Genomic DNA, 22,234 nt, shown 5'->3' with positions numbered 1-22,234 from the left:
CACCCTGACCCGCCGCCCGCGCCCCTGACGCCCGGGACGGCGCCATGACCTGCCGGATCCGGCACGGCCCGCCCTCGCACGGCGCGCCCGGCCCGGTTCCACGGGGCGCCGCCCGCCGGCCGCCCCGCGTGCTTGCCCCGCGATCGGCTTCCGCCATGAACCGCGCGCACGGCGCGTCCGGGCCCTCCCGCCCGCCGTGCCGGCGCCCGAACAGGAACGCGAGTCGCCATGACCCAGAACTCCGAGCACACCCCCGCCCCGGCCGACGTCGACCCCCAGGTCGCCGAGATCGCCGAGGAGATCGTCACCGAGGAGGCCGTCGAGACGGCCCCCGAGCAGACCTTCGCCGACTTCGGCGTGCACCCCGCGATCGTCCAGGCCCTCGAGGCCAGGGGCATCGTCCACCCCTTCCCCATCCAGGCCATGACCCTGCCGGTGGCCCTCGGCGGCCACGACATCATCGGCCAGGCCAAGACGGGCACCGGCAAGACCCTCGGCTTCGGCATCCCCGCGCTGCAGCGCGCGATCGGCCCGGGCGAGCCCGGCTGGGACAAGCTGGAGGCGAAGGGCTCCGCGGGCGCCCCGCAGGCCCTCATCGTGGCCCCCACCCGCGAGCTCGCCGTGCAGGTGGCCGGCGACCTCACGGCCGCCGCGGCCCAGCGCCCGCTGCGCATCGCCACCATCTACGGCGGCCGCGCCTACGAGCCCCAGATCGAGGAGCTGCAGCGCGGCGTCGAGGTCGTCGTCGGCACCCCCGGTCGCCTGATCGACCTCATGCGCCAGCGCCACCTGCGCCTGGACCTCGTGAACACCGTGGTCCTGGACGAGGCGGACGAGATGCTGGACCTCGGCTTCCTGCCGGACGTCGAGACCCTGCTCGGCGCCGTGCCCGCCGTCCGCCAGACCATGCTGTTCTCGGCCACCATGCCGGGCCCCGTCGTCGCCATGGCCCGCCGGTACATGACGCAGCCGACGCACATCCGCGCCGCGGACCCCGAGGACGAGGGCCTGACGAAGAAGGACATCCGCCAGCTCGTCTACCGCGCCCACCACATGGACAAGGACGAGCTCGTGGCGCGCGCGCTGCAGGCCGAGGGCCGCGGCCGCACCATCATCTTCACCCGCACCAAGCGCACCGCCGCCCGCGTGGCGGACGAGCTGACCGCCCGCGGCTTCGCAGCCGGCGCCCTGCACGGCGACCTCGGCCAGGGCGCCCGCGAGCAGGCCCTGCGCGCGTTCCGCAACGGCAAGGTGGACATCCTCGTGGCCACCGACGTCGCCGCCCGCGGCATCGACGTGGACGACGTCACGCACGTGTTCAACTTCCAGGCCCCCGAGGACGAGAAGACCTACGTGCACCGCGTGGGCCGCACGGGCCGCGCCGGCAACAAGGGCGTGGCCGTGACCCTCGTGGACTGGGAGGACATGCCGCGCTGGTCGCTGATCGACAAGGCGCTGGGCCTCGGCCAGCCCGAGCCGCAGGAGACCTACTCCTCCTCGCCGCACCTGTTCGCGGACCTGGGCATCCCCAAGGGGACCAAGGGTCGCCTGCCCAAGGAGAAGCGCGTGCTCGAGGGCCTCGAGGGCGAGGTGCTCGAGGACCTCGGCGGTCCCGAGTCCGCGCCGCGCGGCCGCGGCGGGCGCACCCGTGACGGCGAGCGCGACGGCGGCCGGGGCGGTCGCGGCGGACGTGGCGAGCGCGGCAGCCGCGGCGGTCGCGGCGGGCGCTCCCGTGACGACGAGCGCGGCGGCCGCGATGGCGGCCGGGGCGGTCGTGGCGAGCGGGCCGGTCGCGAGGGCGGCCGTGGCCGCGACGCCGAGCAGTCCCCGGCGCGCGGCGAGGAGGCCGGCGAGTCGAAGGGCCGCGGGCGCGGCGGCGAGCGTGCCGGGCGCGAGGGCGGCCGCGGCGAGTCGACGGGCCGTGGCCGGGGCGGGCGCTCCGGCGAGTCCCGCACCCGCGGCGAGTCCCGCACCGAGGCGTCCGAGGCCCGCGCGAAGCAGCCGGTGGCCGGCGTCGAGCGCACGGAGGCCCGCATGGCCGAGCGCGCCGAGGCCCGGGCCGAGGCCCGCCGTCGCCGCGGCGGCCGCACCCGCACCCGCCGTCGCAACGGGGAGGTCGTGGACGGCTGACCGTCCCCGCCCCCGCCCGGACGAGACGAGAGCCTCCCGGGCCACGCGCGAGCGTGGTCCGGGAGGCTCTCCCGTTTCCCGCACGACAGCGTCCCCGGGAGCGACCGACGCGCGGCGCGCCGGGGGTGAGCGGAGTCGGGCGCGGGTCAGCCGCGCACGACGGCGGCGCCGGTGCCCTGGCGCTCGATCTCGGCGAGGACGTCCTCGCCCGTGCTGAACTCCCCCAGCAGGTTCGGCTTGCCGGTGCCGTGGTAGTCGGAGGAGCCGGTCACGAACAGGTCGTGCCGGGCGGCGACCTCGCGCAGCCAGGAGCGCTCCTCCTCGGGGTTGTCCCGGTGGTCCGCCTCGAGCCCGGCCAGGCCGGCGTCGATCATCTCCTCGATGACCTCCACGCCCACCACCCGGCCCCGGGTGACGGCGCGCGGGTGGGCGAACACCGGCACGCCGCCGGCGGAGCGGATCAGCTCCACGGCGATCGCGGGGTCCGGCGCGTAGTGCGGCACGTAGTACTTCGAGCGACCCGTGAGGATGTGCGCGAACGCGGCGGAGCGGTCCTCCACCACGCCGAGGGTGACGAGCGTGTCCGCCAGGTGCGGACGGCCGATGGTGGCGCCCTCGGCGGCGTGCTCCTGCACGAGCTCCCACGTGATCGGGTAGTCCCGGGCCAGGCGGTCCACCATCTCCTGCGCACGGGTCAGGCGCGCCGAGCGGGCGGTGCCGATTTCGCGCAGCAGCGAGGGGTCCGCGGGGTCGTGCAGGTAGCTGAGCACGTGCACGCTCGTCCCGTCCGCCGCCATGCAGGACATCTCCATGCCCGGCACGAACGCGATCCCCTCGGCGAGCGCGGCCTCGGCCGCGGCCGCCCAGCCGGCGGTGGTGTCGTGGTCCGTCAGGGCCAGACCGTCGAGGCCGGCCCGGGCCGCCGCGCGCACCACGTCGGCCGGCGGCTCGGTGCCGTCGGACTCGATCGAGTGCGAGTGGAGGTCGTAGCGGGCCATGCGTGCCATGCTACCGAGGCGCGCGGGCCAGCCCCGGCGGTGCCGCTCCCCGGCGATGCCATGATGGGGGGATGACCGATGCCGCACAGCACCCCGCACACCACGCCGACCAGGACCGCCCCCAGGACCCCGCCGCCACCCCCGAGGCGGGCGTCGACGCCGAGGGCGCGGTGAGCCCCCAGCCGCTGGCCGAGCGCGTGGAGAACCGCTCGCAGCGCCCGTCCTCGGACGCCTTCCGCGCCTTCATGGGCGCCGACTGGGCGCCGTCCTCGGACGAGCTGCCCGCGCAGGACGCCTCGGCCCCGCACGCGGCCCGGCGCCGCGCCGCCGTCTCGGCCCGCTACCCGGGCGAGCGGATCGTGGTCCCCGCCGGCCGCCTGAAGGTCCGCTCGAACGACACGGACTACCGCTTCCGCGCGCACTCGGCCTTCGCGCACCTCACGGGCCTCGGCGTGGACCACGAGCCGGACGCTGTGCTCGTGCTCGAGCCCACGGACCCGGGCGCCGGGGACGGCGGCTCGGACCACGCGGCCACCCTGTACTTCCGTCCCCTGGCGGGCCGGGACACGGAGCAGTTCTACGCGGACGCCCGCGCCGGCGAGTTCTGGATCGGCCCGCGCCCCACGCTCGCCGGCCTGGCCGCCCGCACGGGCCTGCGCACCGCCGGGCTCGAGGAGCTCGAGTCCGCCGTCACCAAGAACGTCTCCGCGGACGGCACCGCCGTGCGCCTGCTGCGCGAGGCCGACCAGGACATGGACGCCCTGCTGGCCGGCGTGCGCGCCGAGGCCGGCGTGGACGCGGAGGCCGCCGCCTCCGCGGACGCGCAGGTCGCCGAGTTCCTCTCCGAGCTGCGCCTGGTCAAGGACGAGTGGGAGGTGGAGCGCATGCGCGCCTCCGTGGCCGCCACGATCTCCGGCTTCGAGGACGTCGTGCGGGCCCTGCCGCGCGCGGTGGGCCACGCCCGCGGCGAGCGCGTGGTGGAGGGCGCCTTCTTCGCCCGCGCCCGACTCGAGGGCAACGACCTGGGCTACGACACGATCGCGGCCTCGGGCAACAACGCGACCATCCTGCACTGGATCCGCAACACCGGAACGGTGCGCGAGGGCGACCTGCTGCTGCTGGACGCGGGCGTGGAGGACGACTCCCTCTACACCGCGGACATCACCCGCACCCTGCCGGTCTCCGGCTCCTTCACGGACGTGCAGCGCCGGATCTACCAGGCCGTGCTGGACTCGGCGGACGCCGCGTACGCGATCGTGCGCCCGGGCATCCGCTTCCGGGAGATCCACGCCGAGGCCATGCGCGTGCTCGTCGAGCGACTCGCCGACTGGGGGCTGCTGCCCGTGTCCGCCGAGGTGGCCCTGTCCGAGGACGGCCAGCACCACCGCCGCTGGATGCCCCACGGCACCTCGCACCACCTCGGCCTCGACGTGCACGACTGCGCGCAGGCCAAGCGCGCGCTCTACCTGGACGGCGTGCTCGAGCCGGGCATGGTCTTCACGATCGAGCCGGGCCTGTACTTCAAGGAGGAGGACCTGGCCGTGCCGGAGGAGTACCGCGGCATCGGCGTGCGCATCGAGGACGACATCCTCGTGACCGAGGACGGGGCCGAGAACCTCTCCGCGGCCCTCCCCCGCACCCCGGACGAGATCGAGGCCTGGATGGCGCGGCTCCAGGCGTGATCCGGCGCGGAGGGCGCTCCTAGGGTTCGGACCATGGGTATCGACCTGACCACCGAGCTCACCGCCCTCCGCGACCGCCTCCTCTCCGCCGAGGCGGAGCACGCCGACCTCATCTCCCGCGTCCGGGACCGCCACCGGGCCTCGGCCCGGAACCTCGTGCACTACGTCGCCCTGCGCGGCACCGACCTGCGCCCCCTGCAGGACGCGCTGAGCGACGTCGGGCTCTCCTCACTGGGCCGCATGGAGGCCGGCGTGCTGGGCCACGTGGACGCGGTGCTCGCCGCCGTCCGCGCCCTGGACGGCGAGGACGCCCCCTCCCCCGACGACGACGCGCTCACCCCGGCGCGGGGCCGGGAGATCCTGGCCCGGGACGCGGACCGGCTGCTGGGCCCGGCCCGGCCGGACCGCGCCGCCCGGATCATGGTGACGCTGCCCTCCGAGGCCGCGCGGGACCCGGACCTCGTGGCGCGGATGGCCGAGGCGGGCATGGACCTGGCGCGCGTGAACTGCGCGCACGACGACGAGGCGGCCTGGGCCGCGATGATCGAGGCGGTCCGCGCCTGCGCCACCCCCGAGCGCCCCGCCCCCCTGGTGGCCATGGACCTGGCCGGGCCCAAGGTGCGCACCGGCCCGATCCAGCCGGGCCCGCGCGTCGTGAAGGTCAAGCCCGCCCGCACGCCCGCCGGCCTGGTCACGGAGCCCTCCCGCGTGTGGCTGGCCGCGGCCGGGGCCGAGGCGGCGGACGCGCCCGCCGGCGCCGTCGTCGTCCCGGTGACGGAGGCCGGCGCCGAGGTCCTGGCGGGCCTGGCCGCCGGCGACGAGGTCGAGCTGACGGACGCCCGCGGCTCGCACCGCGTCCTGACCGTGGAGCAGGCCGGGACCGCGGGCGCGCTGGTGCGCGCGGACAAGACGGTCTACTGGGGCACCGGCCTGGCCGTGGACACCCCGCGCGGGACCCTGACGGTCGGGGAGCTGGCGCCGCTGGAGCAGTCCATGCGGGTGCGCCGCGGCGATCAGGTGGTGCTCGCCCGCTCCCTGGATCCGGTCCCCGCCGCGAGCGCTCCCCCGTACCGCATCGGGCTGACCCTGGCTCAGGCGTTTGAGGACGTGGCGGTCGGGGACCGCGTGTCCATCGACGACGGGAAGATCGACGCCGTGGTGCGCGCGGCGGACGCGGACGAGATCACGCTGGAGGTCACCGAGGCCGGTCCGAACGGGACGAAGCTCAAGGCCGAGAAGGGCGTGAACTTCCCGGACACCGCGCTGTCCATCCCGGCGCTCACGGACGAGGACCTCGCGCACATCCCCTTCGTGGCCCGCCACGCGGACATGGTGAACCTGTCCTTTGTGCGCTCGGCCGAGGACGTCGCCCAGCTGATCGACGCGCTGGCCGCCGAGGACGCCACGGACGTGGACATCACCCTGAAGATCGAGACCGTGGCCGCCTTCGAGCAGCTGCCCCGGATGCTCCTGGAGGCCATGCGATGGCGGGACGTGGGCGTGATGATCGCCCGCGGCGACCTCGCGGTGGAGGCCGGGTTCGAGCGGATGGCGGAGCTGCAGGAGGAGATCCTGTGGCTGTGCGAGGCCGCGCACGTGCCGGCGATCTGGGCCACCCAGATCCTCGAGTCCCTCGCCAAGACCGGCCTGCCCTCTCGCGCGGAGATCACCGACGCCGCCATGGCGCAGCGCGCCGAGGCCGCGATGCTCAACAAGGGGCCCTACATCGAGGAGGCCATCACGGCCCTCGGCGACATCCTGGGGCGCATGGGCGGGCACGCCCGCAAGAAGCGGGACATGCTCCGTCGGCTGGAGTCCTGGTCCCTCTGAGTCGGGTCTCTCTGAGCGGGTCCTCTCTGTGCCGGACCCCGCTGGGCCGGGCTCAGTCCCGGGGGTCCTCCTGCGGCCGGCTCGCCTGCCCGCCGCGGGCCTGGATGAGCTTGGCCACCTCCTCCGGCGGCAGGGTCACGCCGTAGGAGCGGTCCAGCCCGGTGGGCACGGCGCCGGCGGCCGGCGCCGCCTCGGCCCCGGCCGGCTGTGCGTCGGCGTCCGGGGCGGCGTGGGACCCGCCCGACGACGGCGCCCCGGCCTGGGGTGCATGCTGAGCGTCCGCCTGGGGCGCGTCGGGCCGGGGGGCGTCGACCTGGCCCGCTCCGTCCTGGGCGGGCCCGGCCTGCGGGGCCGCGGGGGCCGGCGTCGCCGGGGACGTGGAGACCGCGGCGGCGGCCGTGGCGGCCGCCCCGCCGAGGCCCAGCTCGGTGCGGGCCCGGGCGGCGTGCTCGAAGGCGACCACGAGGTCGTAGCCAGTGGGCACCACGGCCTGGGAGGAGGCGAAGCCGTGCCGGCCCTTGCGCATCCCGAAGCCGATCACGCCGAAGATCAGCCACACGGCCAGGCCCAGCAGCATCGAGGTGAGGATCTGCCCCGCGCCGCCCTCGGGCGTGAGGAGGAAGAGGAAGACGCCGATCAGGCCGCCGAAGAAGACGCCGCGCACGCCGGCGGACAGCGCCACCTGCGCGTAGTTCAGGCGGCCGCGCACGCGCTCGACCACGCGCAGGTCCTTGCCCACGATCGACACCGCGCTCACCGGGAAGTCCGTGGCCGCGAGGCGGTCCACCTGCTCGCGCGCGTCCGCGTACGAGGCGTAGGTGGCCAGGAGCTCGCCGCGGGGCAGGCCCCGGTCGGCGCCGGGCGGGGGGCTGGACATCATGAAGGACATGACCCCATTGTGCCCGCCCGGGCGCGGGGCGGGGCGGGACTCCGCCGTGCGCGGACACGGGGCGCACGGGGCGCACGCCGTAGGCTGGGGCGGTGAGCTCCCCCAAGATCTTCGTGGCCCGGCTGCTGGGCCTGGACGTCTTCGACCCCCTGGGCGACCGCCTCGGCCGGCTGCGGGACGTCGTCGTCCTGGACCGCGGCCCCGCCGTGCCCCCGTTCGCCACCGGCCTCGTGATCGAGGTGCCCGGCAAGAAGCGCGTCTTCGTGCCGATGACGCGGGTGACCTCCATGGACTCGGGGCAGATCATCACCACCGGCCTGATCAACCTGCGCCGGTTCTCCCGCCGCGGCGCCGAGCAGACCGTGGCCGCCGACCTCTTCGACCGCCGGGTGCGGCTCACGGACGGCTCCGGCGAGGCGTTCCTGGAGGACATCGGCCTGGAGCAGCAGCGCAACGGCGACTGGCTGGTCTCGGACCTCTACGTGCGCCGGATCGTGGGGCGGGGCCCCTTCGGCCGGGCCCAGCGCGGCGAGCACCTGCTGCTGGACTGGGACGAGGCCCGCTGGACCGGCCAGGCCGAGCCCCAGGCGGCCACCAGCTTCCTCGCCGCCCACGAGGACCTCAAGCCGGCCGACTTCGCGGACATGCTCCACGAGATGCCGGAGAAGCGGCGCGTGGAGGTGGCCCGCGAGCTGCAGGACGAGCGCCTCGCGGACGTGCTCCAGGAGCTGCCCGACGACGACCAGGTGCAGATCCTCTCCCAGCTGGACATCGACCGCGCCGCGGACGTGCTCGAGGAGATGGACCCGGACGACGCCGCCGACCTCCTCCACGAGCTGCCCGACTCCCAGCAGGAGCTGCTGCTGGAGCGCATGGAGCCCGAGGAGGCCGAGGACGTGCGGCGCCTGCTCGAGTATGAGGAGGGCACCGCGGGCTCCGTCATGACGCCCGTGCCCGTCATCCTGCCGCCCGAAGCCACCGTGGCCGAGGCCATGGCCACCATCCGCCAGCAGGAGATCTCCCCCGCCCTGGCCTCCCTGGTGATCGTGGCCCGCCCGCCGCTGGAGACGCCCACGGGCCGGTTCCTCGGCGTGGTCCACTTCCAGCGGCTGCTGCGCTACCCGCCGCCGGAGGCCGTGGGCAACATCATGGACAAGGACCTCGAGCCCGTCTCGGACCTCGCCCCGATCGCCCACGTCACCCGCGAGCTGGCCACCTACAACCTCACCAGCATCCCCGTGGTGAACGAGCACCACCGCGTGGTGGGCGCCGTGAGCGTGGACGACGTCCTGGACCACATCCTCCCGGACGACTGGCGGGCCATGGACCATGACGACCACGATCCCCGCCCCGCAGCCTGACCCCGCGGCCTGCCGCCGCCCGACACCGGAGGAGTGACCATGTCCCAGACGTCCCGAGACGCCCGCCCGAGCCGGGGCACCGGCCTGGACACCCCCCTGAGCGCCAGCGGGCGCCGGGTGCCCCGCCTCGCGCCCAACCCGGACGCGTTCGGCGAGGCCACCGAGGGCATCGCCCGGTTCATGGGCACGCCGCAGTTCCTCGTCTGGATGACGCTGTTCTGCGCCGCGTGGCTGGGATGGAACACGTTCGGCCCGGAGGACCTGCGCTTCGACTCGGCGGCCCTGGGCTTCACGGCGCTCACCCTGATGCTCTCGCTGCAGGCCTCCTACGCGGCGCCGCTGCTGCTGCTGGCCCAGAACCGCCAGGACGACCGGGACAAGGTTGCCCTGCGCGAGGACCGGGACCGGGCCGAGCGGAACCTCGCGGACACCGAGTTCCTCACCCGGGAGATCTCCGGGCTGCGCCTGGCCGTCCAGGAGGTCGCCACCCGCGACTTCGTGCGCGGCGAGCTGCGCGGGGTCCAGGAGGACCTGCGGGACGAGCTGCGCGAGGCCCTGCGCGCCGAGCTGCGCGAGGAGATCCGGGCGGAGCTGCGCGCCGAGCTGGCCGAGGGCCGCCGCGAGCGGACCGACCCCGGGGCCGAGCCCCGCCCCCGCAAGCAGAAGAAGCACAAGGGCCGGGACCGCGGCCGGGACGAGCGGCGCGCCGGCGACGACGGCGTGGACCCCTCCACCACCACGCTCGCGGTGATCGCGGCGCGCGAGGCCGCCCAGGCGGCGCAGTCCGCGCAGTCCGCGCAGGCCGGGCAGGACGCCGGCCCGGAGGCCGGCCGCGCCGTCGACGGCCGGGACGACGCGGACGGAGCCGCACGATGAGCGATCTGGGCCTGCACGTGCCCGAGGTCCGCACGGACCTGGAGCGGCGGGTCCTGGACCGGCTCGCCACCGTCCAGGACCCGGAGATCCGCCGCCCGGTGACGGAGCTGGGCATGGTGGAGTCGGTCGTGGAGACCGCCCCCGGCACGGTCGAGGTGACCGTGCTGCTGACCATCGAGGCCTGCCCGCTGCGCGGGACCATCCAGGGCGACGTCGCGGCCGCCGTCGCCGACGTGCCCGGCTGCGACGCGGTGGACGTGCGCACGGGCGTGATGAGCCCCGAGCGCCGGCTGGCCCTGCAGGACGCCCTGCGCGCCGCCCGCCCGGCCAACCCCTTCGGCGAGGGCTCGCTGACCCGGGTGCTCGCCGTGGCCTCCGGCAAGGGCGGGGTGGGCAAGTCCTCGGTGACCGCCAACCTCGCCGTCGCCCTGGCCGCCCGCGGGCTGGCCGTGGGCCTGATCGACGCGGACGTGCACGGCTACTCCATCCCGGGGCTGCTGGGCGTCACCGCCTCCCCCACCAAGCTGGACCGCATGATCCTGCCGCCCGTGGTGCGGGACGTGAAGGTCATCTCCATCGGCATGTTCCTGGACGAGGACCGGCCGGTGGCCTGGCGCGGGCCCATGCTGCACCGCGCGCTCGAGCAGTTCGTCACGGACGTGCACTGGGGCGACCTGGACGTGCTCCTCGTGGACCTGCCCCCGGGCACCGGGGACATCGCGATCTCGACGGCGCAGCTGCTGCCCGCCTCCGAGCTGCTCGTGGTCACCACTCCGCAGCACGCCGCCGCCCAGGTGGCGGCGCGCGCCGGCCAGCTGGCCGAGCAGACCGGTCAGGCCGTGGCCGGGGTGATCGAGAACATGGGCCCGATGACGCTGCCGGACGGCACCGTGCTGGACGTGTTCGGCGCCGGCGGCGGCCAGGAGGTCGCGGACCGGCTGGCGCGGGTGCTGGGCTCGGCGGTGCCCCTGCTGGGCTCCGTGCCGCTGGACCCGGCCCTGCGCCGCGGCGGCGACTCCGGCGACCCGGTGGTCCTTTCCGCGCCGGACAGCCCCGCGGGACGGGCGCTGGCCGGGGTCGCCGAGCGCCTCGCGGTGCGGCCGCGCGGCCTGGCCGGGCGGCGACTGCCCCTGTCCCCGCGCTGAGGCGCGGGCGGCGGCTCAGGTGGCGTCGACGTCGTAGGGGGCAGGCGCCAGCCCCAGCAGCTCGAGGGGGTCCGGCTCGACGGCGGGCCGCTCCTCGGCGACGGCCTCCTCGGCGCGGCCCGAGGCCATCAGCGCGGCGGCGGCGCCGCCCACCGCGGCGCCCGTCGCGAGCGAGGCGCCCGCGGCCGGGGCCGCGGATCCGGAGGACGCCGCCGGGGCGGCCGAGCTGCCGGCGCCGGCCGGGCGACGGAAGAGGGAGCGCGGATCCATGTCCACGAGGTCCTGGCGGGTGAGGCCGCCGTGCACGTCCTCGGCGCGCACGCCGGTGGCGGCCGAGGCGCGGGAGGCGGGGGTGGAGGAGCCGCCGACGGGCTCGCGCAGGGCGTCCCGGATGATCCGGCGGGGGTCGTACTGGCGGGGGTCGTACTTGCGCCAGTCCACCTCGTCGAAGTCCGTGCCGGTCTCCTCCTTGAACTGCGTCTTGGCGCCCTCGGCCTTGTCCCGCAGGGTGCGCAGCCACTCCGTGAGCATGCGCGTGTACTCCGGGAGCTTGTCGGGCCCGAGGATCACGATCGCGAGCACCACGAGGATGACCAGCTCGGAGCCGTTGATTCCAAACACGATCCGCACTCTACTAGAGCACGGTGCGCGCGGACGCGGGATGCGGGGACCGCGGCGGGCTCAGTCCCGGACGCGGGGCACGGACTCCACGATGCGCTCGATGCCGCGCTCGAGGCGCTCCTCCACGGCGTCCGGGCCGCCGAGCTCGCGCACCCGCGAGCGCTCCGAGACGAGCAGGTGGGTGAGGACGGCGTCGGCGCGCTCGTCCGGCAGGCGGGCCTCCACGCGGTAGGCGGCCTGGGCGGTGGTCAGCTCGGCGGTCCACGCCCCGTCCGCCTCGGCGGGCTGGATGCGGTAGACGTCCCCGCCGGCGAGGGTGCGCTCCTGGGCGTCCGCGGGCAGCGGGGCCGCGGACGCGCAGCCCTCCGGGGCGGCTCCGGCGATCCGCGGGCGGCACTCGCGCACCGTGACGGTAGGCTCCTGCAGGCCCCAGCCGACGACGACCTCGACGTCCCGCGGCGTCTGCGCCGCGTCCACAGTGAGGGGCTCGAGGCCCGCCCCGAGCAGGGAGGGCACGGTCCAGCCGTGGCCGCGCAGCTGGGCGACGGCGACGCGCCCGTCCGCGGACCCGCCGCTCACCAGGCCGACGGCGTCCGTGTGGCTCGGAGCCAGCCGGGCCACCCCGGCCCGGGGCGCCCCGGCCATCCAGACGGCGGCGAGCAGGCCGCCGACGAGCACCACGAACGCCAGCAGTCCCACGACGACGCGGCCGGAGATCCCGCGCGAGCGCAGCACCGGAGAGGCGACCACGCCGGCGGGGCGCTGGTGGACGGTGCGGGCGGCGGCGAGGACGCGGGCCCGGGCGCGGACAGCGGCGCGGCAGTCGGGGCAGCCGTCCAGGTGGCGGGCGATGCGCCGGCGGGAGGCGGAGGGCAGGGCGTCCTCGAGGTAGGCGTCGAGGTGGCGAAGCGTGTGTCCACGTCCCATGCGACTGCGTCCTCCGTCCTCGTCGGCCCGCCGCGAGGGCGGGCGGCCCGGCGCCGCCCTCGCGCTCGCCGGGACGGTCGGTCTGCTCCGCGCTCCATCATCGGCCCGGCTCCTGGGAGAATTCTGAGTCGGACGTGCGAACCTGCCCGTACACTGGCCCGCGTCGCCTGCGCCGCGGGCGCGTCCCCCTTCACCCTCGTCGTCCCGGAGTCAGCCATGAGCGCCCTGCAGCCCCAGCCCACCGTCAAGCACGCCTCGTGGGCGTGGACGGAGAGCCGCGGCGTCGAGGACGAGGTGGTGCTGCGGGCGCGCGAGCGCTCCGCCGAGCTGGACGTGCGCCCCGTGAGCGAGGGGACGGCGGCCCTGCTGGCCGTCCTGGCCGCCACGCGCGCCCCCTCGGCTGTGGTGGAGGTCGGCACGGGCGCCGGCGTCTCGGGGCTGGCGCTGATGCGCGGCCTGCCCGAGCGCACCGTGCTGACCACCGTGGACCCGGACGCCGAGGCCCAGCGGGCCGCCCGCGAGGCGTTCTCCGAGGCCCGCCTGCCCACCGGCCGGACCCGCATGATCACGGGCCGCTCCCGCCTGGTCCTCCCCCGCCTCACCAGCGGCGCCTACGAGATGGTCGTGGTGGACGGCGACCCCGCCTCCCGCCAGTTCGACGTGGAGCAGGCCGCGCGCATGCTCGCCCCCGGCGGCGTGCTCGTGCTCGTGGACGCCCTCGACGCCGACCGCGTGCCCCGCCCGGCCGTGCGCGGGGAGTCCACGGTCTCGGCCCGCGCCGTGGACCGCCTCATCCGCGAGGACGAGGGCTGGGTCTCCGCCGTCGTGCCCTCCGGCACGGGCGTGCTGATCGCCGTGCGCCGCTGACCCCGTCGAATGCAGGAACCCCGCGCACCGTGACGGTGCGCGGGGTTCCGCAGGCGGTCGGCGTTCAGCCCTGGATGACGCCCTCCAGGCACTCCTTGAGCTCGCGGGCCTCGTCCGCGTTGATCTCCAGCACGAGACGGCCGCCGCCGTCGATCGGCACGCGCATGATCAGGCTGCGCCCCTCCTTGGTCACTTCCATGGGACCGTCCCCGGTGCGGGGCTTCATGGCGGCCATTGCGACTTCCCTTCTGGATGATGTTCCCGTCTCGACGTCCGGCGACCGCGGGAGCGGGCGTGTCTGGACGCCTCCGGCACCCGCGCGCACAGTCGCACGCGAGGCCGGTCACATCACCATTATCGCGGACGGCGCGCCGCCGCGCCAAACGCGGGGCCCGTCCGCGCGGCGGGCGACGCTCAGCGCGGCCCCGTCCGCTCGGCGTCCCGGGCGGCGTCCGCCTCGAGCTCGGCGAGGCGCGCGCGCAGCGCGGCGACCTGGTCCTCGCGGTCCGCGAGGGCGTCGCGCAGGCTCAGCAGCACGGCGTCCACCTGGTCCCGCTGGTAGCCGGGCACGGCCACGGCGAGCCGCACGAAGGCCACGTCGTCGGCCCGCGGCCGCTCGGGCAGCGCCACGGGGTGGACCGGAGCCTGCCCCGCGGGCTCCCCGGCCCGCAGGGTGAGGCGGCCGGCGGCCGCGGCGGCCAGGGCGGCCACCACGACGACGAGCGCGGCGATCACCGCGATCCACAGGGGCGTGCTCACGGGGCACCCGGCCCGCACACGCGCAGCACGCAGTCGACGGCCTCCTCGGCCGTCTCCACCACGTGGAAGATCTCGGGGTCCCCCGGGGAGATCATCCCGCGCTCCACGAGCGTGCCCCGGATCCAGTCCACCACCGGGCCCCAGAAGGAGGAGTCCACGAGGACCACGGGGAACCGGGTCACCGTGCCGGTCTGCACGAGGGTCAGGGCCTCGAACAGCTCGTCCAGGGTGCCGAAGCCGCCGGGCAGCACCACGAAGCCCTGCGCGTACTTCAGGAACATCACCTTGCGGGCGAAGAAGTAGCGGAAGTCCACCCCCACGTGCACCCACTCGTTCAGGCCGGCCTCGAAGGGCAGCTCGATGCCCAGGCCCACGGACTCGCCGCCGGCCTCGTGGGCGCCGCGGTTGGCCGCGGCCATCGACCCGGGCCCGCCGCCGGTGATCACGGTGAACCCGGCCTCGGCCAGGCGGGCCCCCACCTCGCGGGCCAGCGCGTACTCGGGGCTGTCCTCGGGCGTGCGGGCCGAGCCGAACACCGAGACGGCGGGGCCGATCCCGGCCAGGGTGCCGAAGCCCTCCACGAACTCGGCCTGGATGCGCAGCACGCGCCAGGCCTCGGAGGTGGTGGAGGCCAGGTCGGCGGCGGGCGGCAGGGCGTCCCCCGGGTGGCGGGCGTCGAGCAGGAGCTGGTCGAAGGTGGGCCGGCGGGCGGCCTCGCCGCGCAGCACCTGCCCGCCACGGCGGACGCGCTCGGGCGCGGGGACGGCGTCGGTCCTGGGGTGCTGGTCGGGGTCCATGGCGCCAGCCTAGCGAGCGGGCCCGCCGGGGCGTCCGGCGTCGTCCCCGCGGCGCGGCGTCGAGCCCGTCGACGCGCGGGGGCGGAAGTGAGGTGCGATATATTCCAGTGCCATGACGCAGATCACGCCTGAGGAGCCCCACGGCGCCCACGCCCGCGACGAGGCGGCCCCGCGCCGCTCGCGTGCGGCCTCGGGCGACGACCTGATCGTCCTCGAGAACGTCAACAAGCACTTCGGGGACTTCCACGCGCTGAAGGACATCGACCTGCGCATCCCCCGCGGCCAGGTGGCGATCGTGGTCGGCCCCTCGGGTTCCGGCAAGTCCACGCTCTGCCGCACCATCAACCGCCTCGAGACCATCGACGACGACGGCGGCCGCATCCTCCTCGACGGGCAGCCCCTACCGGCCGAGGGCAAGCAGCTGGCCCAGCTGCGCGCCGAGGTGGGCATGGTGTTCCAGTCCTTCAACCTCTTCGCGCACAAGTCGATCCTCGAGAACGTCACCCTGGGGCCGATCAAGGTCAAGGGCAAGCGCAAGGCGGACGCCGAGCGCCACGCCATGGAGCTGCTCGAGCGCGTGGGCGTGGCCCAGCAGGCCAAGAAGACGCCCGCCCAGCTCTCCGGCGGCCAGCAGCAGCGCGTGGCCATCGCGCGCGCCCTGGCCATGGAGCCCAAGGCGCTGCTGTTCGACGAGCCGACCTCCGCCCTCGACCCCGAGATGGTCCAGGAGGTGCTGGACGTCATGGTCCAGCTCGCCGAGGGCGGCATGACCATGGTGGTCGTCACCCACGAGATGGGCTTCGCCCGCAAGGCCGGGGACCGCGTGGTCTTCATGGCCGACGGCGCCATCCTCGAGGACACCGACCCCGAGTCGTTCTTCACCGCCCCCCAGCACGAGCGCGCCCGGGACTTCCTGGGCAAGATCCTCGCGCACTGACCCGTCCCCGTCCCCGCACCGACCCCGAGGAGAGCACCATGTTCCGCAAGAACCTCCTGACCCTGTCCGCCGTCACCGCCGCGGCCGCCCTGTCCCTGACCGCCTGCTCCCCCTCCGCCCAGCAGGGCGGCGGCGAGGGCTCCGGCTCCGCCCCCGCCGGCGGCTCCCAGTCCGCCGGCTCCGGCGAGGGCCTGCGCATCGGCATCAAGTTCGACCAGCCCGGCCTCGGCTTCCGCGAGGGCTCCGGGGCGCCCACCGGCTTCGACACCGACGTGGCCCGCTACGTGGCGGACAAGCTGGGCGTGGCCGAGGGCGACATCGAGTGGGTGCAGACCCCGTCCGCCAACCGCGAGAACGCCCTGGAGAACGGCGAGGTCGACATGATCTTCGCGACCTACTCCATCACCGACGCCCGCAAGGAGCGCGTGGACTTCGCCGGCCCGTACTTCGTGGCCGGCCAGGACCTGCTGGTCCGCGCGGACGACACCGAGATCACCGGCCCGGACGCCCTGGACGGCAAGAACCTCTGCTCGGTCACCGGCTCCACCTCCGCCCAGAAGATCAAGGACCAGTTCGCCACCGGCGTGAACCTGGTGGAGCAGGGCGGCTACGCCGAGTGCGTCACCTACCTCGAGTCCGGCCAGGTGGACGCCGTGACCACGGACGACATCATCCTCGCCGGCCTCGCGGCCACCGACGCCAACAAGGGCAAGTTCAAGGTCGTCGGCAACACCTTCACCACCGAGCGCTACGGCGTCGGCATCGCCAAGGGCGACGACCGCTGCGAGGACATCAACGAGGCCATCAAGGAGATGAAGGACTCCGGCGCCTGGAAAGAGTCCCTCGACGCCAACACCGAGGGCACCGGCTACGAGTACGACGAGGCCCTGAACTCCGGCGCGGACGCCGAGTTCGAGTCCTGCTCCTGATCCCACCCGTCGCGGGGCGGGCCCGGGGCGTGACCTGAGCGGTCCGCCCCGGCCCGCCCCGCGGCGATCCGGCCCCCGTCAGCTCCGTCCCGACCCTCGGAGAAGTCATGGAATCGATCTCCTCGCTCCTCGCGGACTACGGCGCGGACATCCCGCTCGCGTTCTGGACGAACATCAGGCTCGCGTTCCTCGCGACCCTGGGCTCGTTCGTCCTCGGCGTCGTGCTCGCCCTGTTCCGCATCTCCCCCGTGCCCTCGCTGCGCGCGATCGGCACCGCCTACGTCAACGTCGTCCGCAACACCCCGCTGACGATCGTCATGCTCCTCGGCGTGCTCGCCGTCTGGGGCCAGCTGAAGATCACCTTCTCCTCGGACTTCACGCTGAACTTCTTCATCTACGCCGTGATCGCCCTCTCGCTGTACCACGCGGCGTTCATGTGCGAGGCCATCCGCTCCGGCGTCAACACGGTGCCCCTGGGGCAGGCCGAGGCGGCCCGCGCCATCGGGCTCGGGTTCCTGCCCGCGGCGCGGCACGTCATCCTGCCGCAGGCCCTGCGCGGCGCCATCACCCCGCTCGGCAACACGGTCATCGCGCTGACCAAGAACACCACCGTGGCAGCCGCGGCCTCCGTGGCCGAGGCCTCGGGCCTGATGAAGCGCATGATCGAGTTCAGCCCGGACGTGATGGTGGCGATCTTCCTGACCTTCGCGATCGGCTTCTGCCTGATCGTGATCCCGATCGGCCTGCTCACCACGTGGGCCTCCGACAAGTGGGCGGTGGCACGATGAGCTCCCAGGCCTCCGTCCTCTTCGACGCCCCGGGCCCCCTGGCCCGCCGGCGCATCCTGATCGCCAACCTCGTCGCGCTCGCCGCGGTGCTGGCCCTGGCCGTCGTCGTGCTGATGCGCATGGCGGACGCCGACCAGCTCGAGGCCCGCCGCTGGACCGCCGCCCTCGACGCCAACGCGTGGACGAACTACTACCTGCCCGGACTGCAGTTCACCGTCCAGGCCGCGGCCATCGCGGTGCTGACCTCCGTGGTGTTCGGCCTCGTGTTCGGCTTCCTGCGCCTGGCGCCGTTCGCCCCCCTCCGGGGCGCCGCGGGCCTCGTGGTGGAGTTCTTCCGCGCCGTGCCCGTGCTCATCATGATGGTGTTCTTCTACCAGGTGTTCGCCCAGGTGGCGCGCACCGGGGTGATCGCCCCCGCGGACAGCCCGTACTACGCGGTGATCGTCGCCCTGACGCTGTACAACGGCTCGGTGATCGCCGAGCTCGTGCGCTCCGGCGTGCGCTCCCTGCCCAAGGGCCAGCGCGAGGCCGCCGCGGCGGTGGGCATGACCAGCACGCAGTCGCTGCGCCTCGTGGAGGTCCCGCAGGCGCTCATCGCGATGCTGCCCTCGCTCCTGAGCCAGTTCGTGGTGATCCTCAAGGACTCCGCGCTGGGCTACCTGATCGGCTTCTTCGAGCTGCTGCAGTACGCCCGCCAGCTCGGCTCGGGTCAGGGCAACATCCTGCAGTCCCTCGTGGTGGCGGCGCTGATCTTCATCGTCATCAACTTCCTCCTCACGTGGGCGGCCACCCGCCTGTCCCGGCGGCTGTCCTCGCGCGCCGCCGGCGACGCCGGCGCCCCGACCACGCCCGTGGTCGGCGCGCCGACGGACAAGCCGGCCTGACCGGCCCCGAACGACGACGGCGCCCCACCGGTCCGACCGGTGGGGCGCCGTCGTCGTCTGCGCGGGACGAGATCCCCGCGGCGGGCGGGCCGGGCGTCAGCCGGCCAGCCAGGCGTCGAGGGCGTCGAGGCACGCGTGGACGGCGGCCCGGTGCACGTGCTCGTCGTCCGTGTGGGCCAGCAGCGCGTCGCCCGGGCCGAAGTTCACGGCGGGCACGCCGAGCTCGGAGAACCGGGCCACGTCCGTCCAGCCGTACTTGGGCTGGGGCTCTCCCCCGACCGCGGCCACGAACGCGGCCGCGGCGGGCCGGTCGAGGCCGGGCCGGGCGGCGGGCGAGGCGTCGTCGATGCGCACCTGGGCGTCCCAGTCCACGCCGACGCCCTCCAGGACCTCGCGGACGCGGGCGTGGGCCTGCTCGAGGGTCTTGTCCGGGGCGAAGCGGTAGTTCACGTCCACGTGGGCCGCGTCCGGGATGACGTTGCCCGCCACTCCCCCGGCCACGCGGATCGCGTTGAGGCCCTCGCGGTAGTCCAGGCCCTCCACGGTGACTGTGGCGGGCTCGTGGGCGGCCAGGGCCGTGAGGACCGCGCCGAGCTTGTGGATCGCGTTCTCCCCGCGCCAGGCGCGGCCCGAGTGCGCCGCCACCCCGGAGAAGGAGACGCGGTACCGGCAGGTGCCGTTGCACCCGCCCTCCACGACGCCGTCGGTGGGCTCGAGCAGGACCGCGAAGTCGCCCTCGAGCAGCTCGGGGGCCTGCCGGGCCACCCGGGCCAGGCCGGAGAGGTCCGAGGCGACCTCCTCGTGGTCATAGAACACCCACGTCACGTCGTGCGCGGGGGCAGGCCCGTCCGCGCGGCCGTAGCGCCCGGCGAGGGCCAGCTGCACGGCCACCCCGGACTTCATGTCCACGGCGCCGCGGCCGTAGAGCACGTCCCCCTCCCAGGCCGAGGGCACGGTGCCGCGGGAGCCGGGCACGGTGGGCAGGGGCACCGTGTCCAGGTGGCCGGCGAGGATCACGCGGGTGTCCCGGCCGAGGTCGGTGCGGGCCACCACGGCGTCCCCGAAGCGCCGCACCTCGAGCCCTCCCAGGGCGCGCAGCGCGGCCTCCACGGCGTCGGCGAGCGGACCCTCGTCCCCCGAGACCGACGGGACGTCCAGCAGGACGGCGGTGAGCTCCGCGACGTCGAGGCCGGGATCGGCGAGGTCGGGCAGGGAAGGGGCGGCGGTCTCAGTCATGCGTCCAGTCTACGGACGCGGTCCGTCTTCCCCCGGGCCGCGTCCGGGCCCGTCGTTATCCTGGGACGCATGACCGAGACCGCTGCCCAGCATCCCTCCGCCCGCCTCGTCTCCGGCCACGGCCTGGCCACCACGGCCGCCGACGGCACCGTGCTCGACGTGTGGTTCCCGGCCCCCGTGGCCGGCCCGCTCGCCGACGCGGACGCCGCCCTCGCCGAGACCCTGCGCTCCCTCGCCGCGGACGACGCGGACCGCGGCACCACCCAGTCCGTGGTCGAGCTGGAGGCGGACCTCGACGCCGCCCCCGCGACCGCCGAGGACGCGTGGCTGCGCCTGCACGCCCTGTCCCACCGCCTCGTGCGCCCCAACGAGCTGAACCTGGACGGCGTGTTCGGCCTGCTGGCCAACGTGGTGTGGACGAACTTCGGCCCGTGCGCCGTAGAGGGCTTCGAGCTGACCCGCGCCCGCCTGCGCGCCCGCGGCGCCGTGAACGTCTACGGCGTGGACAAGTTCCCGCGCATGACCGACTACGTGGTGCCGACCGGCGTGCGCATCGGCGACGCCGACCGCGTCCGCCTCGGCGCCCACCTCGCCGAGGGAACCACCGTGATGCACGAGGGCTTCGTGAACTTCAACGCCGGCACCCTGGGCCACTCCATGGTGGAGGGCCGCATCTCGGCCGGCGTCGTGGTGGGCGACGGCTCCGACCTCGGCGGCGGCGTGTCCATCATGGGCACCCTCTCCGGCGGCGGCACCCAGAAGGTCGTCATCGGCGAGCACGTGCTCCTCGGCGCCAACTCCGGCGTCGGCATCTCCATCGGGGACGACTGCGTGGTGGAGGCCGGCCTGTACGTCACCGCCGGCACCCTCGTCACCGTGGTCCGCCCGGGCGAGGAGTCCCGCACCGTCAAGGCCGTGGAGCTCTCCGGCGTGCCCAACCTGCTCTTCCGACGCAACTCGGCCACCGGCGTCGTGGAGGTCCTCCCCCGCGCCGGCCGCACCGTGGAGCTCAACGCCGCACTGCACGCCAACTGAGCGCGCCCCGCGCGCACACCGAGCGCGCACCGCACGACGACGGCCCGTCGCCTCCGCCTCACGGGCGGGGTGACGGGCCGTCGTCGTGCCGGGCCCGGCCGGAGCCGGGCCGCGCCGGTCAGCGCTGCGGGTACTGGCGCAGGGGCTCGCCCACGTAGATCTGGCGCGGGCGGCCGATCTTGGTGGCCGGGTCCTCCATCAGCTCGCGCCACTGGGCGATCCAGCCGGGCAGGCGCCCCAGGGCGAAGAGGACGGTGAACATCTTCTCCGGGAAGCCCATGGCCTTGTAGATCACGCCGGTGTAGAAGTCGACGTTCGGGTAGAGCTTGCGCTCCACGAAGTAGTCGTCGGCGAGGGCCTTCTCCTCGAGGCGCTGGGCGATCTCGAGCAGCTCGTCGTTGCCGCCCAACTTGCCCAGGATGTCCTCGGCGGTCTTCTTGATGATCTTGGCCCGCGGGTCGTAGTTCTTGTACACCCGGTGACCGAAGCCCATCAGGCGGACGCCGTCCTCCTTGTTCTTCACCTTCTCCATGAAGTCCTCGGGCTTGATGCCGTCGGACTGGATCGTGCGGAGCATGTTCAGCACGGCCTCGTTGGCGCCGCCGTGGAGGGGGCCGTAGAGGGCGTTGATGCCGGCGGAGACCGAGGCGAACAGGTTGGCCTGGGTGGAGCCCACGAGGCGCACGGTGGAGGTGGAGGCGTTCTGCTCGTGGTCGGCGTGCAGCATGAGCAGCAGGTCGAGGGCCTTGACCACGTCCGGGTCGATGTCATATTCCTCGGCCGGCACGCCGAAGCACAGGCGGAGGAAGTTCTCCACGTAGTTCAGCGAGTTGTGCGGGTACATGAACGGCTGGCCCAGCGACTTCTTGAACGCGTAGGAGGCCAGCACCGGCAGCTTGCCCAGCAGACGCACGGTGGAGATGTGGACCTGCTCCGGATCGTGCGGGTCCAGGGAGTCCGGATAGAACGTGGACAGCCCGGACACGGAGGAGGACAGCACCGGCATCGGGTGCGCATCCCGCGGGAAGCCGTTGAAGAACAGCTTGAGGTCCTCGTGCACCATGTTGTGGCGCAGGATGTTGGTCTCCCAGGCCTCCAGGGTCTCCTTGGACTCGGGCAGCTCGCCGTAGATCAGCAGGTAGGCGACCTCCATGAACGAGGAGTTCGCGGCGAGGTCCTCGATGGCGTAGCCGCGGTAGCGCAGGATCCCCTCGTCGCCGTCGATGAACGTGACGGCGGACTTGGCGTTCGCCGTGTTCATGAAGCCCGGGTCGTAGGTGACGTCGCCGGTCTCCTTCAGGAGCGGGGCGATGTTGATGCCGTTGTTGCCTTCGGTGGCGCGCTCGACGCCGAGGTCCAGGCTCTGCTCGCCGACGGTCAGCCGGACGGACTCGTTCTGGGTCACGGGTGTGCTCCCTCGTTCTCTACTGGATGGTCCGGGCCCGCGCGCCGCTCAGGCACGCGCCCACGGGGACGACTCTGCTCCAAACTACCAAGGACCGGGTCCGACCGCCCCGCCCGTCCGCTCCGACGTCGCCGCGTG

General features: G+C 74.7%; 21 protein-coding genes. 12 read left to right on the top strand and 9 right to left on the bottom strand.

The annotated features are described in order from the left end of the window. Window positions 1-228 precede the first annotated feature (228 nt). On the top strand, window positions 229-2,130 hold the full coding sequence (locus HDA33_RS01745) for a DEAD/DEAH box helicase (protein ID WP_184170275.1): 1,902 nt from the start codon (window positions 229-231) through the stop codon (window positions 2,128-2,130). Window positions 2,131-2,276: 146 nt separating this feature from the next. On the opposite strand, the gene HDA33_RS01740 is transcribed toward HDA33_RS01745, so the two are convergent. Then, window positions 2,277-3,137: a PHP domain-containing protein gene (locus HDA33_RS01740; protein WP_184170272.1), complete on the bottom strand. Its 861-nt coding sequence runs from the start codon at window positions 3,135-3,137 to the stop codon at window positions 2,277-2,279. A gap of 62 nt (window positions 3,138-3,199) precedes the next feature. On the opposite strand from HDA33_RS01740, the gene HDA33_RS01735 reads away from it, so the two are divergent. After that, window positions 3,200-4,810 carry an aminopeptidase P family protein gene (locus HDA33_RS01735; protein ID WP_184170268.1) on the top strand — a complete coding sequence of 537 codons (1,611 nt, stop codon included), beginning with the start codon at window positions 3,200-3,202 and terminating at the stop codon, window positions 4,808-4,810. Between the two features lie 33 nt (window positions 4,811-4,843). Beyond that, on the top strand, window positions 4,844-6,640 hold the full coding sequence (locus tag HDA33_RS01730; RefSeq protein ID WP_184170264.1) for a pyruvate kinase: 1,797 nt from the start codon (window positions 4,844-4,846) through the stop codon (window positions 6,638-6,640). 52 nt (window positions 6,641-6,692) lie between these two features. Here the strand turns inward: HDA33_RS01730 and HDA33_RS01725 are convergent, their stop codons facing one another. Beyond that, on the bottom strand, window positions 6,693-7,529 hold the full coding sequence (locus HDA33_RS01725; RefSeq protein ID WP_184170261.1) for a YflT domain-containing protein: 837 nt from the start codon (window positions 7,527-7,529) through the stop codon (window positions 6,693-6,695). A 92-nt stretch (window positions 7,530-7,621) separates the two neighbouring features. Between HDA33_RS01725 and HDA33_RS01720 the strand changes: the two genes are divergently transcribed. From HDA33_RS01720 to HDA33_RS01710, 3 genes are read left to right on the top strand one after another with little or no spacing between them, the layout of a single operon-like run. Then, entirely contained in the window at window positions 7,622-8,890 is a 1,269-nt protein-coding gene (locus HDA33_RS01720; protein ID WP_184170258.1) for a magnesium transporter MgtE N-terminal domain-containing protein, read from the top strand. A 39-nt stretch (window positions 8,891-8,929) separates the two neighbouring features. Continuing rightward, window positions 8,930-9,766: a DUF1003 domain-containing protein gene (locus HDA33_RS01715; RefSeq protein WP_184170255.1), complete on the top strand. Its 837-nt coding sequence runs from the start codon at window positions 8,930-8,932 to the stop codon at window positions 9,764-9,766. After that, a complete protein-coding gene (locus tag HDA33_RS01710) occupies window positions 9,763-10,911 on the top strand; it encodes an Mrp/NBP35 family ATP-binding protein (protein ID WP_184170252.1) in 1,149 nt (382 codons plus the stop codon). The genes HDA33_RS01715 and HDA33_RS01710 overlap by 4 nt, the downstream gene beginning before the upstream one ends. 15 nt (window positions 10,912-10,926) lie before the next feature. On the opposite strand, the gene HDA33_RS01705 is transcribed toward HDA33_RS01710, so the two are convergent. Then, window positions 10,927-11,532, bottom strand: a complete 606-nt coding sequence (locus HDA33_RS01705; protein WP_184170250.1) for a twin-arginine translocase TatA/TatE family subunit — start codon at window positions 11,530-11,532, stop codon at window positions 10,927-10,929. 60 nt (window positions 11,533-11,592) lie between these two features. After that, on the bottom strand, window positions 11,593-12,459 hold the full coding sequence (locus tag HDA33_RS01700) for a zf-HC2 domain-containing protein (RefSeq protein WP_184170247.1): 867 nt from the start codon (window positions 12,457-12,459) through the stop codon (window positions 11,593-11,595). A gap of 216 nt (window positions 12,460-12,675) precedes the next feature. On the opposite strand from HDA33_RS01700, the gene HDA33_RS01695 reads away from it, so the two are divergent. Then, entirely contained in the window at window positions 12,676-13,326 is a 651-nt protein-coding gene (locus tag HDA33_RS01695; RefSeq protein WP_184170244.1) for an O-methyltransferase, read from the top strand. A gap of 64 nt (window positions 13,327-13,390) precedes the next feature. Here HDA33_RS01695 and HDA33_RS01690 read toward each other — a convergent pair whose 3' ends face one another. The 3 genes from HDA33_RS01690 to HDA33_RS01680 form a co-directional block, all read right to left on the bottom strand. Beyond that, a complete protein-coding gene (locus HDA33_RS01690; protein WP_017489063.1) occupies window positions 13,391-13,561 on the bottom strand; it encodes a DUF3117 domain-containing protein in 171 nt (56 codons plus the stop codon). A 179-nt stretch (window positions 13,562-13,740) separates the two neighbouring features. Further along, on the bottom strand, window positions 13,741-14,085 hold the full coding sequence (locus HDA33_RS01685) for a cell division protein DivIVA (RefSeq protein WP_184170241.1): 345 nt from the start codon (window positions 14,083-14,085) through the stop codon (window positions 13,741-13,743). After that, window positions 14,082-14,882, bottom strand: coding sequence for an LOG family protein (locus HDA33_RS01680; protein ID WP_184170239.1), 801 nt, complete (start codon window positions 14,880-14,882; stop codon window positions 14,082-14,084). The genes HDA33_RS01685 and HDA33_RS01680 overlap by 4 nt, the downstream gene beginning before the upstream one ends. A 112-nt stretch (window positions 14,883-14,994) precedes the next feature. On the opposite strand from HDA33_RS01680, the gene HDA33_RS01675 reads away from it, so the two are divergent. The 4 genes from HDA33_RS01675 (at window position 14,995) to HDA33_RS01660 (ending at window position 18,420) form a co-directional block, all read left to right on the top strand. Further along, a complete protein-coding gene (locus tag HDA33_RS01675; protein WP_420826905.1) occupies window positions 14,995-15,819 on the top strand; it encodes an amino acid ABC transporter ATP-binding protein in 825 nt (274 codons plus the stop codon). A 38-nt stretch (window positions 15,820-15,857) separates the two neighbouring features. Continuing rightward, entirely contained in the window at window positions 15,858-16,748 is an 891-nt protein-coding gene (locus HDA33_RS01670; protein WP_184170236.1) for a glutamate ABC transporter substrate-binding protein, read from the top strand. A 107-nt stretch (window positions 16,749-16,855) separates the two neighbouring features. Then, complete coding sequence (locus HDA33_RS01665; RefSeq protein WP_158494365.1) at window positions 16,856-17,536, top strand: amino acid ABC transporter permease; 681 nt, start codon at window positions 16,856-16,858, stop codon at window positions 17,534-17,536. Beyond that, a complete protein-coding gene (locus HDA33_RS01660) occupies window positions 17,533-18,420 on the top strand; it encodes an amino acid ABC transporter permease (RefSeq protein WP_184170233.1) in 888 nt (295 codons plus the stop codon). Before HDA33_RS01665 ends, HDA33_RS01660 begins: the two co-directional genes overlap by 4 nt. Window positions 18,421-18,516: 96 nt before the next feature. Here HDA33_RS01660 and dapE read toward each other — a convergent pair whose 3' ends face one another. Beyond that, complete coding sequence (gene dapE / locus HDA33_RS01655; protein WP_184170231.1) at window positions 18,517-19,656, bottom strand: succinyl-diaminopimelate desuccinylase; 1,140 nt, start codon at window positions 19,654-19,656, stop codon at window positions 18,517-18,519. 69 nt (window positions 19,657-19,725) lie between these two features. Here dapE and dapD point away from each other — a divergent pair, with 69 nt between their 5' ends. Further along, entirely contained in the window at window positions 19,726-20,691 is a 966-nt protein-coding gene (dapD, locus tag HDA33_RS01650; RefSeq protein ID WP_184170228.1) for a 2,3,4,5-tetrahydropyridine-2,6-dicarboxylate N-succinyltransferase, read from the top strand. A gap of 118 nt (window positions 20,692-20,809) precedes the next feature. On the opposite strand, the gene HDA33_RS01645 is transcribed toward dapD, so the two are convergent. Next, on the bottom strand, window positions 20,810-22,096 hold the full coding sequence (locus HDA33_RS01645; RefSeq protein ID WP_184170225.1) for a citrate synthase: 1,287 nt from the start codon (window positions 22,094-22,096) through the stop codon (window positions 20,810-20,812). Window positions 22,097-22,234: the final 138 nt, after the last annotated feature.

Source organism: Micrococcus endophyticus, assembly GCF_014205115.1.
GTDB lineage: Bacteria > Actinomycetota > Actinomycetes > Actinomycetales > Micrococcaceae > Micrococcus > Micrococcus endophyticus.
The sequence above is the reverse complement of the archived record's forward strand: the minus strand, read 5'-3'. Positions and strand labels throughout refer to the sequence as shown.

What these genes read in the sequence shown, in the direction of transcription:
- HDA33_RS01745 (WP_184170275.1), top strand. Translation starts at nt 229, where the DNA reads ATGACCCAGAACTCCGAGCACACCCCCGCCCCGGCCGACGTCGACCCC.
- HDA33_RS01740 (WP_184170272.1), bottom strand. Translation starts at nt 3,137, where the DNA reads ATGGCACGCATGGCCCGCTACGACCTCCACTCGCACTCGATCGAGTCC.
- HDA33_RS01735 (WP_184170268.1), top strand. Translation starts at nt 3,200, where the DNA reads ATGACCGATGCCGCACAGCACCCCGCACACCACGCCGACCAGGACCGC.
- HDA33_RS01730 (WP_184170264.1), top strand. Translation starts at nt 4,844, where the DNA reads ATGGGTATCGACCTGACCACCGAGCTCACCGCCCTCCGCGACCGCCTC.
- HDA33_RS01725 (WP_184170261.1), bottom strand. Translation starts at nt 7,529, where the DNA reads ATGTCCTTCATGATGTCCAGCCCCCCGCCCGGCGCCGACCGGGGCCTG.
- HDA33_RS01715 (WP_184170255.1), top strand. Translation starts at nt 8,930, where the DNA reads ATGTCCCAGACGTCCCGAGACGCCCGCCCGAGCCGGGGCACCGGCCTG.
- HDA33_RS01710 (WP_184170252.1), top strand. Translation starts at nt 9,763, where the DNA reads ATGAGCGATCTGGGCCTGCACGTGCCCGAGGTCCGCACGGACCTGGAG.
- HDA33_RS01700 (WP_184170247.1), bottom strand. Translation starts at nt 12,459, where the DNA reads ATGGGACGTGGACACACGCTTCGCCACCTCGACGCCTACCTCGAGGAC.
- HDA33_RS01695 (WP_184170244.1), top strand. Translation starts at nt 12,676, where the DNA reads ATGAGCGCCCTGCAGCCCCAGCCCACCGTCAAGCACGCCTCGTGGGCG.
- HDA33_RS01690 (WP_017489063.1), bottom strand. Translation starts at nt 13,561, where the DNA reads ATGGCCGCCATGAAGCCCCGCACCGGGGACGGTCCCATGGAAGTGACC.
- HDA33_RS01680 (WP_184170239.1), bottom strand. Translation starts at nt 14,882, where the DNA reads ATGGACCCCGACCAGCACCCCAGGACCGACGCCGTCCCCGCGCCCGAG.
- HDA33_RS01675 (WP_420826905.1), top strand. Translation starts at nt 14,995, where the DNA reads ATGACGCAGATCACGCCTGAGGAGCCCCACGGCGCCCACGCCCGCGAC.
- HDA33_RS01670 (WP_184170236.1), top strand. Translation starts at nt 15,858, where the DNA reads ATGTTCCGCAAGAACCTCCTGACCCTGTCCGCCGTCACCGCCGCGGCC.
- HDA33_RS01665 (WP_158494365.1), top strand. Translation starts at nt 16,856, where the DNA reads ATGGAATCGATCTCCTCGCTCCTCGCGGACTACGGCGCGGACATCCCG.
- HDA33_RS01660 (WP_184170233.1), top strand. Translation starts at nt 17,533, where the DNA reads ATGAGCTCCCAGGCCTCCGTCCTCTTCGACGCCCCGGGCCCCCTGGCC.
- dapE (WP_184170231.1), bottom strand. Translation starts at nt 19,656, where the DNA reads ATGACTGAGACCGCCGCCCCTTCCCTGCCCGACCTCGCCGATCCCGGC.
- dapD (WP_184170228.1), top strand. Translation starts at nt 19,726, where the DNA reads ATGACCGAGACCGCTGCCCAGCATCCCTCCGCCCGCCTCGTCTCCGGC.